This is a genomic window from Pseudomonas wadenswilerensis, from assembly GCF_024749185.1.
Taxonomy (GTDB): Bacteria; Pseudomonadota; Gammaproteobacteria; order Pseudomonadales; family Pseudomonadaceae; genus Aquipseudomonas; species Aquipseudomonas wadenswilerensis.
This window is the reverse complement of the sequence record NZ_CP087191.1, coordinates 3169931-3185378: the sequence shown is the minus strand read 5'-3', so window position 1 is coordinate 3185378 and position 15448 is coordinate 3169931. Positions and strand designations below refer to the sequence as shown.

The 15448-nt window shown below is 64.4% G+C and carries 16 protein-coding genes; 12 read left to right on the top strand and 4 right to left on the bottom strand.

All coding sequences use genetic code 11. The features are described from left to right. Nucleotides 1-9: 9 nt before the first annotated feature. From ureE to ureG, 4 genes are read left to right on the top strand one after another with little or no spacing between them, the layout of a single operon-like run. Nucleotides 10-489, top strand: coding sequence for an urease accessory protein UreE (gene ureE / locus LOY45_RS14565; RefSeq protein WP_115086848.1), 480 nt, complete (start codon nt 10-12; stop codon nt 487-489). Between the two features lie 22 nt (nt 490-511). Next, nucleotides 512-1057: a HupE/UreJ family protein gene (locus LOY45_RS14560; protein WP_115086847.1), complete on the top strand. Its 546-nt coding sequence runs from the start codon at nt 512-514 to the stop codon at nt 1055-1057. After that, nucleotides 1057-1731: an urease accessory protein UreF gene (locus LOY45_RS14555; protein ID WP_115086846.1), complete on the top strand. Its 675-nt coding sequence runs from the start codon at nt 1057-1059 to the stop codon at nt 1729-1731. The genes LOY45_RS14560 and LOY45_RS14555 overlap by 1 nt, the downstream gene beginning before the upstream one ends. A 10-nt stretch (nt 1732-1741) precedes the next feature. Continuing rightward, complete coding sequence (gene ureG, locus LOY45_RS14550; RefSeq protein ID WP_115086845.1) at nt 1742-2365, top strand: urease accessory protein UreG; 624 nt, start codon at nt 1742-1744, stop codon at nt 2363-2365. 57 nt (nt 2366-2422) lie between these two features. On the opposite strand, the gene mddA is transcribed toward ureG, so the two are convergent. Next, a complete protein-coding gene (gene mddA / locus LOY45_RS14545; RefSeq protein WP_134065107.1) occupies nt 2423-3172 on the bottom strand; it encodes a methanethiol S-methyltransferase in 750 nt (249 codons plus the stop codon). Nucleotides 3173-3355: 183 nt separating this feature from the next. Between mddA and LOY45_RS14540 the strand changes: the two genes are divergently transcribed. Beyond that, nucleotides 3356-3844, top strand: a complete 489-nt coding sequence (locus LOY45_RS14540; RefSeq protein WP_258577893.1) for a DUF2199 domain-containing protein — start codon at nt 3356-3358, stop codon at nt 3842-3844. Nucleotides 3845-3849: 5 nt separating this feature from the next. Here LOY45_RS14540 and LOY45_RS14535 read toward each other — a convergent pair whose 3' ends face one another. Then, entirely contained in the window at nt 3850-4902 is a 1053-nt protein-coding gene (locus LOY45_RS14535; RefSeq protein ID WP_258577892.1) for an NAD(P)-dependent alcohol dehydrogenase, read from the bottom strand. Nucleotides 4903-5077: 175 nt separating this feature from the next. On the opposite strand from LOY45_RS14535, the gene LOY45_RS14530 reads away from it, so the two are divergent. Next, a complete protein-coding gene (locus LOY45_RS14530) occupies nt 5078-5971 on the top strand; it encodes an AraC family transcriptional regulator (protein ID WP_115086841.1) in 894 nt (297 codons plus the stop codon). 118 nt (nt 5972-6089) lie between these two features. Here the strand turns inward: LOY45_RS14530 and LOY45_RS14525 are convergent, their stop codons facing one another. Next, nucleotides 6090-6410, bottom strand: a complete 321-nt coding sequence (locus tag LOY45_RS14525; protein ID WP_233674158.1) for a cupin domain-containing protein — start codon at nt 6408-6410, stop codon at nt 6090-6092. Between the two features lie 73 nt (nt 6411-6483). Between LOY45_RS14525 and LOY45_RS14520 the strand changes: the two genes are divergently transcribed. The 6 genes from LOY45_RS14520 (at nt 6484) to chrA (ending at nt 14670) form a co-directional block, all read left to right on the top strand. Beyond that, nucleotides 6484-8388 carry a M14 family metallopeptidase gene (locus tag LOY45_RS14520; RefSeq protein ID WP_115086839.1) on the top strand — a complete coding sequence of 635 codons (1905 nt, stop codon included), beginning with the start codon at nt 6484-6486 and terminating at the stop codon, nt 8386-8388. A gap of 92 nt (nt 8389-8480) precedes the next feature. Then, on the top strand, nt 8481-9653 hold the full coding sequence (locus tag LOY45_RS14515) for an MFS transporter (protein WP_258577890.1): 1173 nt from the start codon (nt 8481-8483) through the stop codon (nt 9651-9653). Nucleotides 9654-9734: 81 nt separating this feature from the next. Further along, nucleotides 9735-10724, top strand: a complete 990-nt coding sequence (locus tag LOY45_RS14510) for a helix-turn-helix transcriptional regulator (RefSeq protein ID WP_258577889.1) — start codon at nt 9735-9737, stop codon at nt 10722-10724. Nucleotides 10725-10806: 82 nt separating this feature from the next. Continuing rightward, nucleotides 10807-12549, top strand: coding sequence for an amidohydrolase (locus tag LOY45_RS14505; protein ID WP_134065097.1), 1743 nt, complete (start codon nt 10807-10809; stop codon nt 12547-12549). Between the two features lie 41 nt (nt 12550-12590). Further along, nucleotides 12591-13325: a TorF family putative porin gene (locus LOY45_RS14500; RefSeq protein ID WP_115086835.1), complete on the top strand. Its 735-nt coding sequence runs from the start codon at nt 12591-12593 to the stop codon at nt 13323-13325. Between the two features lie 145 nt (nt 13326-13470). Continuing rightward, nucleotides 13471-14670 carry a chromate efflux transporter gene (gene chrA / locus LOY45_RS14495; protein ID WP_115086834.1) on the top strand — a complete coding sequence of 400 codons (1200 nt, stop codon included), beginning with the start codon at nt 13471-13473 and terminating at the stop codon, nt 14668-14670. Here the strand turns inward: chrA and LOY45_RS14490 are convergent. Beyond that, nucleotides 14663-15448 (bottom strand): PhzF family phenazine biosynthesis protein, encoded by a 786-nt coding sequence (locus LOY45_RS14490; protein WP_115087121.1) that lies wholly within the window; start codon nt 15446-15448, stop codon nt 14663-14665. The genes chrA and LOY45_RS14490 overlap by 8 nt on opposite strands.

The following is a 15448-nucleotide window of genomic DNA, read 5'->3' as shown; positions in this document are numbered from 1 at the left end:
GGAGCGAGCATGATCCTGTTGACCCGTCGCCTGAGCGACGCCGCCACGGTAAGCGGCACCGTCACCCTCACTGTCGACACGCGCATCAAGAGCCGTGTGCGCGTCACCCTCGACGATGGCCGCGAGGCCGGCTTGATGCTTGAGCGCGGTCAGTTGCTGCGCGGTGGCGAACTGCTCGGCGAGGCGCAGGGCGGCGAGGTGATCCGCGTGCTGGCGGCGGCCGAGCAGGTGTCCAGCGTGCGCTGCGCCGATCCGCTGTTGCTGACCCGCGCCGCCTATCACCTGGGCAACCGCCATGTACCGCTGCAGATCGAGGCCGGGCTGGTGCGTTATCAGCACGACCATGTGCTGGACGAGATGGTCCGTGGCCTGGGCCTGCAGGTGACGGTCGAGCAGGCGCCGTTCGAGCCTGAAGCCGGTGCCTACCAGAGTGCACCGCACAGCCACGCCCACAGTGACCACCTGTTCGTTCGCGTCGCTCACCACTGATTACTGATAAGGAGATTGCCCCATGAAAAAACTCGTCCCCCTCGTACTGCTGCTGGTGGCCGTACCGGCTTTCGCCCACCCTGGCCATGACGCCAACCCGCTGCAGGACGGTTTGCTGCACCCGCTGACCGGCCTTGATCACCTGTTGATGCTGCTCGGTACCGGCGTGCTCGCGGCCCTGACCGGGCGCACCCTGGCACTGCCGTTGCTGACCTTGGGCGCGATGTTCGGCGGGGCGCTGATGGGCCACCTGTTCGGTGATGTGATCGGCATGGAAGCAATGATCATCGGTTCACTGTTGGTGGCCGCCGCCGCGCTGCTGTTGCCCAGCCGTCAGGTATTGCTGGCCCTGGCCATGCCGCTGTTTGCCCTGTTCCATGGCTGGGCCCATGGCGTTGAAGCCAGCCCGGGTGCGTTCTGGGTGTTCAGCGCAGGTTTCGTCACTGTCAGTGGCTTGTTGCTGCTGGTCGGCTTTGGCGCCGGTTGCCTGCTGCGCCGGCACCAGGGCCTGCAGAAAGCCTTCGCTGGCGGGCTGCTGGCCGGTGCCGCGTTCGTGCTGGCTGGCTGATGGGCAACGACCTCAAGCTGCTGCGCCTGCTGCAACTGGCCAGCCCGAGTCTGCCGGTGGGTGGTTTTACCTATTCGCAAGGCCTGGAGTGGGCGGTGGAGGCCGGCTGGGTGCAGGGCGCCGAAGGCTTTCGCGCCTGGCAACGCCAGCAGGTCGAGGACACCCTGTGCCACCTCGACTGGCCGCTGCTGGCGCGGCTGTATCAAGCTTGCCTCGATGATGATGCCGAGGCGTTCGCGCGCTGGAGCCGCTTTTTGCTGGCCAACCGCGAAACCGCTGAACTGCGCCTGGAAGAGCGCCAGCGTGGCATGGCCCTGACCCGCCTGCTCGATGGCTGGCAACTGGGCCAGGCGCCCGAATGGCGTGCGTCGCTGGAGCTCAGCCAGCTTGGCGGCATGGCCTGGCTGGCGGTGCACTGGCGGCTCCCGTTGCCTGATCTGGCCCTCGCTCACGGCTATGCCTGGCTCGAAGGTGCAGTGATGGCCGGGGTCAAGCTGGTGCCGTTCGGCCAGCAAGCGGCGCAAACCCTGTTGCGTGATCTGAGCGAAGCCTTGCCCGATGCCCTGGCAACCGCCCTGGCCCTCGGCGATGACCAGCTCGGCGGCGGCCTGCCGTTGCTGGCCATCGCCTCGGCGCGGCACGAAACCCAATACACCCGATTGTTCCGATCCTGAGGAAAGCCCCATGCAAAGCTATCAGCAACCCCTGCGCGTCGGTGTCGGCGGCCCGGTCGGCTCCGGCAAGACCGCGCTGCTCGAAGCGCTGTGCAAGGCCATGCGCGACCATTATGAAATCGCCGTGGTGACCAACGACATCTATACCAAGGAAGACCAGCGCATCCTCACCGAGGCCGGCGCCCTGGAGCCGGAACGTATCGTCGGGGTGGAAACCGGCGGTTGCCCGCATACGGCGATCCGCGAAGACGCCTCGATGAACCTGGCGGCGGTGGAAGCGCTGGCGCGCAAGTTCGGCAACCTCGAAGTGATCTTCGTCGAGAGCGGCGGCGACAACCTCAGCGCCACCTTCAGCCCGGAACTGGCGGACCTGACCGTGTATGTGATCGACGTCGCCGAGGGCGAGAAGATCCCGCGCAAGGGCGGGCCGGGCATCACCAAGTCGGATTTCCTGGTGATCAACAAGATCGACCTGGCGCCTTACGTCGGTGCTTCGCTGGAGGTGATGGAAAAAGACACCCAGCGCATGCGCCCGGAACGGCCGTGGACGTTCACCAACCTCAAGACCGGGCAGGGCTTGCAGCGGGTGATCGATTTCATCGTCGAGCGGGGGATGTTGAAAGTGCCGGTGTAGCCAAAAGCATCGCGGGGCCGCGCAATCCTGTGGGAACGGGCTTGCCCCGCGATCAATCTATCTACGCCCCAGAAACGGCAACAACATCCCGACCTTGCGCTGATACTGCCGATACTGCTCGCCAAACAACTGCACCAGGTCCTTCTCCTCCAGCAGCGTGCCAATCAGGATGTACAAGGTACCCACCCCGGCAAACAGCAAGTGGCCAACCGTCATGTGCGGTGTCGCCCAGAAGGTCATGACAAATCCCAGGTACAGCGGATGACGCACCAGCTTGTACAGCCAGGGCGTCTTGAAGGTGCGGGATTCACCCCGGTGCGGGCGAAAAACGTCCAGCGCCTGCTTGAGGCCGAACAGTTCGAAGTGGCTGAGCAGGAAGGTGGCCAGCAGGGCGATGATCCAGCCGAGCCAGTAAAGGCCGTTGATCAGCCCGCGCGCCGCAGGTGTCTCGATATCCCAAAGGGTCAGCGGGATCGGTTGCCAGAGCAGGAACATCAGGCTCAGCGCCAGGCTGCTGAACAGCACATAGGTGGCCCTTTCGATGGGGGCCGCTACCCACTGCAACCAGAATGATTTGAAGCTTTTGCGCGCCATGCCACTGTGTTGCAGAGCGAACAGGCTGATCAGCGCTACGTCGATCAAAGCCGCGAAATACCAGGCAGTCGCCGGTCCCGAGTCGATGTCCTTGGGCACCTGCGGCGGCCCGATGAAGCCCACGAAATACACCAGCACCAGCATCGAGTAGACATAGCAGAACAGGCTGTAGAGCAATCCGAGGCATTTATGCAGCAGCGGTTTCTCGTCCATGAGGCATTCCTTTCAATAAGCACCTGGGCGTCCTGCGCAGGTGGGTTGCAAGGGCTGAACCTTTAACCATAGACCAGAAAACCGGCGGCTTGCCGAGTAGGGCAATCAGCCGCAGCTCAACATTGCGCTGCCGGCCTGATAAAGTCGCCCCCCTGATGACTCGACCCATTGCAGGAGGCAGCTTTGAACACGTGCAGTCAGTGCGGCAAGGACCATGCGGATGACCTGGGGGAACTGGCGTTTCGCCGCCCCGATGCGCTATTCGAACTTTCCCCCGAAGAACGCGAGCACAGCGTCAAGCAAAGCAACGACTGGTGCGTGATCGCTGGCGAGCGGTTTTTCCTGCGGGCATTACTGCCACTGAGCGTGGTGGAGCTTAACGACAGCTACTGCATCGGCATCTGGGTCGAACTGCAGCCGAGCGCCTTTGAGCGCGTCTGCGAGCTGTGGCGCGATGAACGCCAGGCGGCCGAGCCGCCCTTTACCGTACGCCTGGCCAACAGTATCCCGACCCTGCCACAGACCCTGGGGCTCGAAGGCCTGCTGCAATTGAGCGGCCCGACCTCGCGCCCCAGTGTGACGCTGAGCACCAGCAGCCACCCGTTGGCCATGGAGCAGGCCAAGGGCATTTCCCTGCACCGCGCTCATGAGTACAGCGTGGTGTTCGCCTGAAGGGCTCAGGCCTTTAGCGTGGCCATGTCAATCACGAAGCGGTACTTCACATCGCCGGCAATCATGCGGCTGAAAGCCTCGTTGATGTTGCCGATATCAAGCATCTCGATATCGCAGCTGATGCCGTGTTCGGCGCAGAACTCCAGTACTTCCTGGGTTTCAGCGATGCCGCCGATCAACGAACCGGCCAGTACCCGGCGCTTCATTACCAGGTTGGCCGCATGCAGCGCCGGGTCGACCGGTTCGATCAGACCGACGAGGATGTGCACGCCGTCGAACGTGAGGGTTTCCAGGTAGGGGTTGAGATCGTGCTGGACCGGGATGGTGTCGAGGAGAAAATCAAAGCAGCCGGCGGCGGCCTGCATCTGCGCTGCGTCAGTGGACACGATCACATGGTCGGCACCCTGGCGCCGCGCTTCTTCGGCCTTGCCCGGTGAACGGGTGAAGAGGGTGACTTCGGCGCCCATGGCTTTGGCGAACTTGATGCCCATATGGCCCAGGCCGCCCATGCCGAGGATGCCGACGCGGTCGCCGGCCTTGACCCCGTAATGCTTGAGCGGCGAGTAGGTGGTGATGCCGGCGCAGAGGATCGGCGCGGCGCTGGGCAGGTCCAGGCCTTGCGGAATGCGCACGACGAAGTGCTCACTGACCACGATGCTGCTGGAGTAACCGCCCATGGTGTTGCTGCCGTCGACCCGGTCGGGGGTGGCGTAGGTCATGGTCGGGCCTTCCAGGCAGTATTGCTCAAGGTCCGCCTGGCATGCTTCACAGTGACGGCAGGAGTCGACCATGCAGCCGACGCCGACCAGGTCACCGACCTGATAGCGGCTGACGTTGGCGCCGACGGCGGTGACCTTGCCGACGATTTCGTGGCCGGGCATCAGCGGGTAGACGGCGATGCCCCATTCGTTGCGGGCCTGGTGAATGTCGGAGTGGCACACGCCACAGTAGAGAATCTCGATCGCCACATCGTCGGCACGCGGGCTGCGGCGCTGGAAGGTCATGGGCGCCAGGAGCGCGGTGGCAGACTGGGCGGCGTAACCGATGGCTGTGTACATAGGGCCTCAAAAACGGTGATCAGTGAAGGCTGCGCATTCTGCGCATCAAGCGCCGCGCCGCCCATCGTCATTCCTCCGCCTGTCATGCCTAAAACTCCGTAGTTGGTCGCCGGGCCCTGGCGCCTGGCTGCGAAGCTGCGATGATGTCAGTGTCCAATCCTCCGTGCGGTTCTCCATGCAGCTCACTCGCCACTCCGATGCCAACGCCACCCTGTGCTCCCTGATCCGCTCCCTGGCGCTGCGCCCGGGCTTCGTCGACACGCGCCTGGCGCAGGTGCAGGTGCTGTCGGCCAGTCACTACGTGGCCAGCAGCCCGCAGATCTACGAGCCGAGCCTGATGATCCTCGCCCAGGGCAGCAAACTGGCGCGCCTCGGGCCGCGTACCCTGGAATACGGCGCCGGGCATTACCTGGTGCAGGCGCTGTCGGTGCCGTTCATGTGCGAGACCTTCGCCACCCCGCAAGAGCCGTTGCTGGGGGTGTCGGTGGCCATTGACCGAATCGTCCTGGGTGAGCTGGTGCAGAGCATGGGTCTGGCGCCGGACCGGGCGATCAAGGCGCAGACCCCGGAGTCGATGACTTCGGCGGCGCTGGATGAGGCCATGCGTGACAGTGTCGAGCGTTTGCTGCGCTGCCTGCACGACCCGCTGGACTGCCAGGTGATGGGCCAGGCGCGGGTGAGGGAAGTGCTGTATGTGGCCTTGCGCGGGCCGCAATCCGGGGTGTTGCGGGCGCTGGTGGAGCAGCAGGGCCACTTTGCCCGCATCGCGGCGGCGCTCAGCTACTTGCGCGAGCACTATGCCGAGCCGCTGAGCGTCGAAGCCCTGGCGGCGTGTGCAAACATGAGTGCCTCGACCTTTCACGAGCATTTCAAGCGCAGCACCTTGCTGTCGCCGATGCAGTACCTCAAGCGCCTGCGCTTGCTCAAGGCCCAGCAGATGCTGATTGGTGAAGGCCTGGGCGTGGCCCAGGCGGCGCACCGGGTGGGCTACCAGAGCACGTCGCAGTTCAGCCGTGAGTACAAACGCCATTTCGAGCGCAGCCCGGGGGAAGAACAGCTGTATCGGTAGCGCTACACCTGTAGGAGCGGGACTTGCCCGCGATCGAGCGCGAAGCGGTCGCAATCCAGGCGGCAGATGATGTGCTGGTTGCACGGGCCTCATCGCGGGGCAAGCCCGCTCCTACCCATCAGTCATAATGCACGGCGAGCCACACCGTGGCCTGGGTGCTGTCGGTCCACTCCACCCGATGCCGGCAGTGCGCCGGAATCTCGACAAAATCCCCCGGCCGCAGCACTCGCTCGGCAGGCTCATGCTCCAGCCGCAACCCGGCAGACCCCGCCAGCAACACCACCCATTCCCCCTGCGCCTGGTTGTACCAGAACCCCGGCGGGCTGGCCTGGCCATGGGAGACGATACGCTCGATGCGCAGCCCCGGCCGGGCCAGCAGGGCTTCGAAGTGCTCTTGCGCGCCGGGAGTGGGGAGGGGGCTGAACAGGTTGTCGAGCATGGCGGCCTGGCTCTCGTCTGGTTGCAGATTGTGGTTTAAGGTGGGCACCTGCTTCTCATGACAGGGATCGATCATGAAACACCCGCTTTTGCAGCCCCTCGTTGTCGCGATGTTGCTGGGCACTGCGCTGCCAGCCCTGGCGGCCTTGCCCAGCGCACCGTCCTACATCGACGATAGCCTGTATTCGCCGGCTGCCAAGCAGCGCATCCTGCCGCCGATGTTCGCCCAGACCCTGGCCAGCACCCGCTACCTTGCCAAGCCGGACAACCCGCTGATCACCCAGGCCGAAGCCAGCGAATTCCGCCAGACCAGCAACTACGATGAAACCCGCGCCTACATGACCCGCCTGGCCGCCGCCTCCGGTGGCAGCATCGTGCTCAACGACCTGCCGGAGAAAAGCGCCGAAGGCCACCCGATGTTGATGGCCATTGCCTCCCTTGAGGTCGACAAATCACCCGCCGGGTTGAATGAGTCCGGCAAGCCGACGATCTTCGTCGAAGCCGAAATTCACCCGGGCGAGGCCAATGGCAAGGACGCGATGTTCATGCTCCTGCGTGACATGACCACCGGTGACAAGCCGCTGGCCGCCTTGCTGGAGAAGGTCAACATCCTGTTCATTCCCACCGTCAACGTCGACGGCGACCTGCGCCGCAGCGCCTACGGGCGGATCAACCAGAATGGCCCGGACGAAACCGGCTGGCGGGTCAATGGCCTGAACTACAACCTCAACCGTGACTTCACCAAGCTCGACAGCGCCGAGATCCGTAACGTCGCCTGGGTGTTCAACACCTACCAGCTGAGTTTTTTTGCCGACACCCATTCCACCGACGGCGCCATGTACCCCTACGACAGTTCCTATTGCCACAACGGCAACGGCTGGTCGCCAGCCAGCAGCGCCTGGATGGACAACGTCATGCGTGCGCCGGTGTACCAGGCGCTGGAGGCCGACGGCCATGTGGTGCATGAGTGCATCAGCCTCAACAGCAACCAGGACCCGGGCCAGGGTTACTACCCGTACCGCACCGACTATGCGCGCTTTTCCAACCAGTACGGCGACATTCGCAACGTACCGTCGATCCTGATCGAGCAACACGCCTTGCACCCTTACCAGACCCAGGTGCTGGGTAACTACGTGATGCTCAAGAGCATGTTCCAGGTGATCGGCGATCAGGCAGTGTCGCTCAACGAAGCCATCCGCCAGGACCGCGAGCGCCTGGAGGCCCAGGAGCAGGTGACCCTGACCTGGAAACCGGGCAAGGCCCAGACCACGGCGTTCACCGTCGGTGACTACCGCTATGAGCAGTCGCCGATCACCGGCGCCAGGACTATCGTCTGGAGCAACACACCGAAAAAACTCAACGTGCCGGTCACCGGCAACACCGAGCCCGACCTGGTGGTCAAACGGCCCCGGCAGTACGTGGTGCCGGGGCAGTGGCGCGAGGTGATTGCCCGGCTCAAGGCCCATGGCATTCACATGACTACCCTCGACAAACCGACGCCGATTGCGGTGACGCTGTATCGCATGGATGAGGTGAAAGTGGCAGGTGGCTTCGAGCCCGATCGCACGCAAAGCAACCAGATCCCGGGTTACGAAGGGCGTTTGCTGGTCAGCGGCGTGGCCAAACCGCTGGAGCGCTTGCAGACCTTCCCGGCGGGTTCGGTGGTGATCGATACCGACCAGCCGTTGGGCGTGCTGGCGGTCAACCTGCTGTACCCCGAAAGCCCGGACTCGTTCTGGGCCTGGGGCTTTTTCAACGCGACCCTGGTGGCGGCTGAAGAGCCCGAGGAATACGTGATGGAGCCAATGGCGCGCAAGATGCTCGCCGAGAGTCCGGACTTGAAGGCCGAGTTCGACAAGAAACTCAAGAGCGACAAGGCCTTCGCCGCCAGCCCCAGCGCCCGCCTGCACTGGTTCTACCAGCGCACGCCGTTCTATGACGTCAATGCGTTCGTCTATCCGGTGGGCGCGGTGTACTGATTCCGGTATCAATCGGTCTGAAATCGGTATTGGTGTTCAGCAAAACCTGTGGTCTATAAAGGCTCTGGTCTTCCGGCCAGAGCCTTCACTGCATGAACATCCGTCGCCGTTCACTGTTCGCCGCGAGCATGGCCCACGCCGTGCACGATGGCCTCACCGACGTCATCTACGTATTGCTGCCGCTGTGGCAGGCGCAGTTTGCCCTGAGCTTCGTCCAGGTCGGCCTGCTGCGTGGCGCCTATGCCGGGATGATGGCTGGCCTGCAGCTGCTGGCCAGCCGCGCAGCGAAACGCTGGGGCCGGGAGCGGCTGTTAGTGGGCGGCACCGCCCTGGCCGGGCTGGCTTACCTGGTTGCCGGGCAGGCCGGTGGCCTGGGCATGCTGCTGTTCGCGTTGTTGCTGGGCGGCCTTGGCGCCAGTACCCAACACCCCCTGGCGTCCTCGTTGGTCACCGACACCCATGAGACCGGGGGCGGGGTCAAGGAGGCGCTGGCGCATTACAATTTTGCCGGTGATATCGGCAAGATGCTGGTGCCCGCCGGGGTCGGCTTGCTGTTGCTGGTGACCAGCTGGCAGACCAGTGTGACCGTGCTGGGCCTGCTAGGCCTGGCTGTCGCTGCCGTGCTCTGGTGGCTGGTTGCACCGCAGACCTCGTTGGCGTCGAGCCCGCGCAAACCCGTCATTGCCAGTGGCAACGAGTCCAGCAATGGCCTGGCCGCATTGCTGCTGACCGGCACCCTCGATAGCGCAGTGCGCATGGGTTTTCTGACCTTTCTGCCGTTCCTGCTGCAAGGCAAGGGCGCAGGCTCTGCGGGTATCGGCCTGGCGTTGATGCTGCTGTTCGTCGGCGGCGCTTTCGGCAAGCTGCTGTGCGGCTACCTGGGCGCGCGCATCGGCATGATGAAAACCGTGTGGTGCACCGAGTCGCTGACCGCGCTGCTGATCGTGTTGATGCTGTTTTTGCCGCTGACGGCGATGCTGGCGCTGTTGCCGCTGCTGGGCCTGGTGCTCAATGGCACTTCGTCAGTGCTGTACGGGGTGGTGCCGGAACTGACGGGGGCGGGCAAGCGCGATCAGGCCTTTGCCTTGTTCTACACCGGCACCATCGGCGGTGGCGCGCTGGCACCGGTGGTGTTTGGGCGGGTAGGCGATGGGGCCGGCATCACGGCGGCAGTGATGACGCTCGCGGCAATCCTGCTGCTGACCCTGCCGCTGTCCTGGTGGGTAGAGCGGCAACTGCAATCGGGTTTGCCGACGACCGTTTAGCCACAGCGGCGCAGGCTGGACGCTATCCCACCCCCTGTGGCACTGTCGGCGCCACAGATCGGCAGCAAGCGGGGTTGGCCAATGCTCAGCAGTACCCAGTTCAAGGCATTCAATCGTTGTGTCCTGCAACTGGCCAGCCTTGCCCGCGAGCGCGGCGGTTCGCATTTCATCGCCGAGGGCCTGCAGGCGTTTCGCTCGCTCGTGCCGTTCGCCTCGGCCTGGTGGGGCGAGATGTCCGGCGCTGTCGCCAGTGCGCCGCCGCAAAGCTGGATGCACGGGCGCATCGACCTGCCGCCGGCCTTTGCCCGCGAATGGAGCGAGGTCGCCGGCATCGACTGCTTCGCCCACACCACCCTGGAGCGGCCGGGGCAGGTCGTGCGCGACAGCGAGTTCACCGACCCCAACGAAGCGGTCAATGTGTTCGCCCGCCGTTACGACCTCTACCACCTGATGTGCATCACCTTCGAGTTGCCACAGAGCGGTCTGAATTTCTACGTCTGCCTGTACCGAGGCCAGCACGACGCTGCTTTCAGCGACAGCGAGGATGAACTGTTCGCCGCCTTCTGCGAGCAACTGCTGCAACTGTGGCGCTTTCAGGTGCAGGACATGATCCGTCTCGATACCGGCAACGCCGCTGCCGATTTTGGCATTGCCCGTCTGGATGGCAGCCTGCTGTATGTGGGCGCGCGCGTGTGCGCGGCGATCGAGCAAGCGCTGCCGGGCTGGAGCGGCTCGCTGCTGCCGCCGCAGGTGAGCGCGCAACTTGCCAGGGCGCCCTGCGTGATGCGCCTGGGCCGCAGCAGCCTGACCCTCAGTGGCAACGGCGAGCATGTAATCCTGTCGCTGGAGGCGCCACCCCCAGGGGTGCTGTTGGCCCCCCGCGAGCGCACCGCAGCCATGCTGTTCGCTGCCGGTCACTCCTACAAGGAAATCGCCCGGATCCTGTCCTTGAGCCCGGCAACCGTGCGCACCTACCTGCGCAATTGCTACGTGCAACTGGGGGTCAAGAGCAAGGTGGAACTGGGCGCGGCCTTGCGTGCGGCGCTGCCGGTGGCGGAAAAAACTGCCTGACCCTCCTCATTTGCAGAGGTCCCTTGCCTTGCTGCGCTCTATAGGGTGTGACCAGCCCCGATAACAACAAGAGAGCGCTGCAATGCAACGATTGATTCCCACGCTGTTGGCCACTGCGCTGGCCTGTTCTGCGCTGCCGGCATTGGCCGCTGCGGACCTGGTGCTGTTCAACGGCAAGGTGTTCACCGCCGAACCCGGCCAGGGCCTGATGCAAGCGGTCGCGGTCAAGGATGGCAAGGTCCTGCAAGTGGGCAGCGACGCACAGATCCAGGCCCTGGCCGATGCCCACACGCAACGTATCGACCTGGCGGGCAAGGTGCTGATGCCCGGCATGATTGACAGCCACAGCCACCCGGTGGTGGCGGCCTTCGACAGCCTCGGGGCCAACCTGCAGGATGAGGTCAAGCCGCTGCCCGAGCTTGAGCAGTGGATCCTCGCCGAGGTCGGGCAAGGCCGTGGCAAGGCGGGTGAGGTGATCAGTATCGCCGGGGTGAGTTCGGCCTACTGGGACAACAGCCGCGAGCTTGGCCAGCTGTTCAACCAGGGCCGCTGGGCCCGCCAGCCGCTGGTGCTCAGTGGCATCGACGGCCACACCGGCTGGGCCAACCAGGCCATGCTCAAGCGTTTGCAGATCGATGCTGCGCTGGTCAAGGGCCTCTCCGAACAGGACCGCAGCTATGTCGGGCATGACGTCGACTTCACCCCCAACGGCTACTTTGCCGAAGCGCGCTGGGACCAGGTACGCAGCCAGATTCCTGCGGCCAGCCAGGAAGTGATGCTCAAGGCCGCGCGCGAGGCGGTCAGGGTCAACAACCAGTACGGCGTCACCGCCTGGATGGATGCCGCGGCCAATGCCGGCAGCGGTGACTCGCTGTTCGACTTCAAGGCCACCGCGCAGACGGTTGGCGTGCTGCCGTTGTACCGGGCGTTGGCCGAACGGGGCGAGCTCAATGCCCATGTCGCGGCGCTGATGATCACCAACCCCAAGAGCCGGCCGGCGGACCTTGAGGTGCTGGCCAAGGTCGTGAAGCAGTTCGAAGGCGTGCCCAACCTGAGCTTTCCGGGCATCAAGGTGTTCGTCGATGGCGTGCTGGAATACCCCGGGCAGACGGCGGCGGTGATCACCCCGTACAGCAACAGCCACAAGAATGGCCAACTGCTGATCGAGCCGCAGCACTTCGGCGAGTTGGTGGCGGCGGCCGAGCAGCGTGACTGGATCGTGCACATGCATGCGGTCGGCGACCGGGCGGTGCGCGAGTCGCTCAATGGCGTCGCCTATGCGCGCACGCTGCAGGGCACGCCGCTCGCCCACAGCATCAGCCACCTGCAATTGGTCGACCCCAAGGACTTTGCGCGCTTCAAGCAACTGGGGGTAATCGCCTCCATGCAACTGCTGTGGGCAACCGGCGAGAACTACACGGTCGAGCTGGTCAAACCTTACGTCAGCGCCCAGGCCTACGCCTACCAATACCCGGCGCACTCGCTGCAACAGGCCGGTGCAGTGATCGCCGGCGCCAGCGACTGGCCGGTGTCCAGCCCCAACCCGTGGAACGCCATTGCCCAGGCCATGACCCGCAAGGGCCCGCTGGGTGTGCTCAACGCCGGGGAAAGCGTCGATCGCCAGGTCATGTTCCAGGCCTACACCCTCAATGCCGCCAAAGCCCTGCGCCTGGAGCGGCAGATCGGCTCGCTGGCGCCCGGCAAGCAGGCCGACCTGATCGTGCTCGATCGCGATGTGTTCAAGGTCAGTGCCGAGGACCTGTTCGAGACCCGGGTGCTCAACACCTACTTCGCCGGCAAGCAGGTCTACGCCAGCGAGTCCTGAAACCGCTGTTACCCGCACACTCATAACAACAAGGGTCTGGTATGAACACACGCTTGCTCATTGCTTTCGCCTGCCTGGCGCCGCTGACGGCCCAGGCACTGCCACTCAACGATGACTTCAGCCTCGACATGAGCCTTGCCGCCACCAGCGACTACCGCTCCCGTGGCATCTCGCAAAGCCTCGGCGACCCGGCGCTGCAGGCCGGTGCCACGCTGATGCACAGCAGTGGCCTGTACGTCGGCGCCTGGGCCTCGACGGTGGATTACGGCTTCGACTACAAGACCCGCCAGGAAATCGAGTACTACGCCGGCTGGTACTGGCAGGCTACCGAGGCCATCAGCCTGGACCTTGGTTATCTCAAGTACAGCTACCCCAAGGAAGGCCAGTTCAACATGAGCGAGGTTTACGCCATTGTTGACCTCTATGGGCTCAAGCTTGGCGCCTACTATTCCAATGATGCGCCAAATGCCTTTGGCAAGGACCAGGACACGTTGTACAGCTATGTTGCCTACAGTTTCGCCTTGCCGGCCGAGGTTGGCCTGGAGTTGCGGGCAGGGCGCAACGATGTCAAGGACCCGGCGTTCTGGTCGGCCAGTGGTGATGAGCGCAATACGTACTATGAGTGGGAGGCCAGGCTGAGTCGCGAGTTCGTCGGCGTGACCTGGGGCTTGAGCTATATCGATACCGACCTGTCCAAAAGCGAATGCAGCAGTTGGTATGGCTATGACGACCTGTGCTCGGCGACCGTGGTGGTGAGTGCCAGCAAGGCGTTCTAAGCCAGCATCAATCCAATCCTGTAGGTAGCGCCAAACCTGTGGGAGCGGGCTTGCCCCGCGATCGAGCGCGCAGCGCTCGTAATTTGCTGGCTGCACAAAGCCCATCGCTGGCAAGATGGGCGCAGTCCGGTAAAACGAGCGTCGTATGCCCCACGCCAACGATCACACGCCATGGCAGATATTCCTGATCTTCCTGCGCCTGGGCCTGACCTCCTTCGGCGGCCCCATCGCCCATCTTGGCTACTTTCGCGACGAGTTCGTCAGCCGCCGTCGCTGGCTGAGCGAGCGCAGTTATGCCGATCTTGTGACGCTTTGCCAGTTTCTGCCGGGGCCGGCCAGCAGCCAGGTCGGCATCGCCCTGGGGCTGTCGCGCGCAGGTTATGCCGGAGCGCTGGCTGCGTGGGCCGGGTTTACGCTGCCCTCGGCACTGGCGCTGATCCTGCTTGCCCTGGGGCTGGCCGGTTACGCTGAAGCGGTACCCGCCGGCATCCTCCATGGTTTGAAAGTGGTGGCTGTGGCGATCGTCGCCCAGGCGGTCTGGGGCATGGCACGCAACCTGTGCCCGGATGTGCCACGGATCTCCCTGATGGCAATTGCCACCTGCCTGGTGCTGCTGGTGCCTGCGGCCTGGGCCCAGGTAGCGATAATTGCCGCCGCTGGCGTCGCCGGCCTGTTGCTGTTCAAGCCGGGCAACAGCGTCGAACACGATCCCTTGCCGATCGCCATCGGCCACCGCGCGGGCAGCCTCTGGCTGCTGCTGTTTTTTGCCCTGTTGCTAGGTTTGCCACTGTTGGCCGAACTCTGGGCCAGCCCGACCCTGAACATGATCGATGCCTTCTACCGCACCGGCTCCCTGGTGTTCGGTGGCGGTCACGTGATGCTGCCGTTGCTGCAGGCCGAGGTGGTGCCCACTGGCTGGGTCAGCAACGAGACGTTTCTGGCGGGGTACGGCGCCACCCAGGCAGTCCCCGGCCCGCTGTTCACCTTTGCCGCCTTTCTCGGTGCCTCGATGCACGGGCCGCAGTCCGGCTGGCCGGGGGCCGTCCTGTGCCTGCTGGCAATCTTCCTGCCGTCGTTTTTGCTGGTGCTCGGTGCGCTGCCGTTCTGGGAGCGCTTGCGCACCAACCAGCGCATGCAGGCGGCGATGCTCGGCATCAATGCGGCGGTGGTGGGGCTGTTGCTGGCGGCGCTTTATCAGCCGGTGTGGACCAGCGCCATCCTCCAGCCCCTGGACTTTGGCCTGGCGCTGCTGGCACTGGTGGCGCTGCTGTTCTGGAAACTGCCGCCCTGGCTGGTGGTGATTGCTTGTGGCCTGGGCGGCCAGTTGTTGAGCCTGCTCAGATGAAGATCGTACCGCGCATGAACAGCGCAGCCTGACCGCTGATGATCACCCGGCCGTTGTCCTGCACTTCACAGTGCAACTGGCCCTTGCGCGCACCGCCTTGCTCGGCTGTCAGGCTGCGCTTGCCCAGGCGCTCGGCCCAGTAGGGCGCGAGCGAAGTGTGGGCGGAACCGGTGACCGGGTCTTCGTTGACGCCTACCCGCGGGCCGAACCAGCGCGAGACGAAGTCGAAGTGCGTGCCGGCGGCAGTGACCGCAATGCCGCGCACGTCAAACGCGGCCAGCGCTGCAAAGTCGGGTTCAAGACCGGCAATCAGCGCTTGATCCTCGACCACCACCAGGTAGTCATCGGTGCGGTACAGCGCCTCGATCCGCTCCAGGCCCAGGGCCTGCAACAAGCCATCGGGCACTGCCACGGCTTGTGGCTGCTTGGCCGGGAAGTCCATGGCCAGGCGAGCACCGTCACGGCGAACCCGCAATTCGCCGCTACGGGTGGCAAAGCGCAGGGTGTCGCACTGTTCACCCAGTTGCTCGAACAATACCCAGGCGGTCGCCAGGGTGGCGTGGCCGCACAGGTCGACCTCTACCGTCGGGGTAAACCAGCGCAGCTCGAACAGCTCGCCGTTGCCTACTACATAGGCGGTTTCCGACAGGTTGTTCTCGGCAGCAATCTGCTGCAGCGTGGCATCCGGCAGCCAGGCTTCCAATGGGCACACCGCGGCCGGATTGCCGCCAAACGCCGTGGCCGAGAAAGCGTCTACCTGGAACATTTCAAGTTGCAT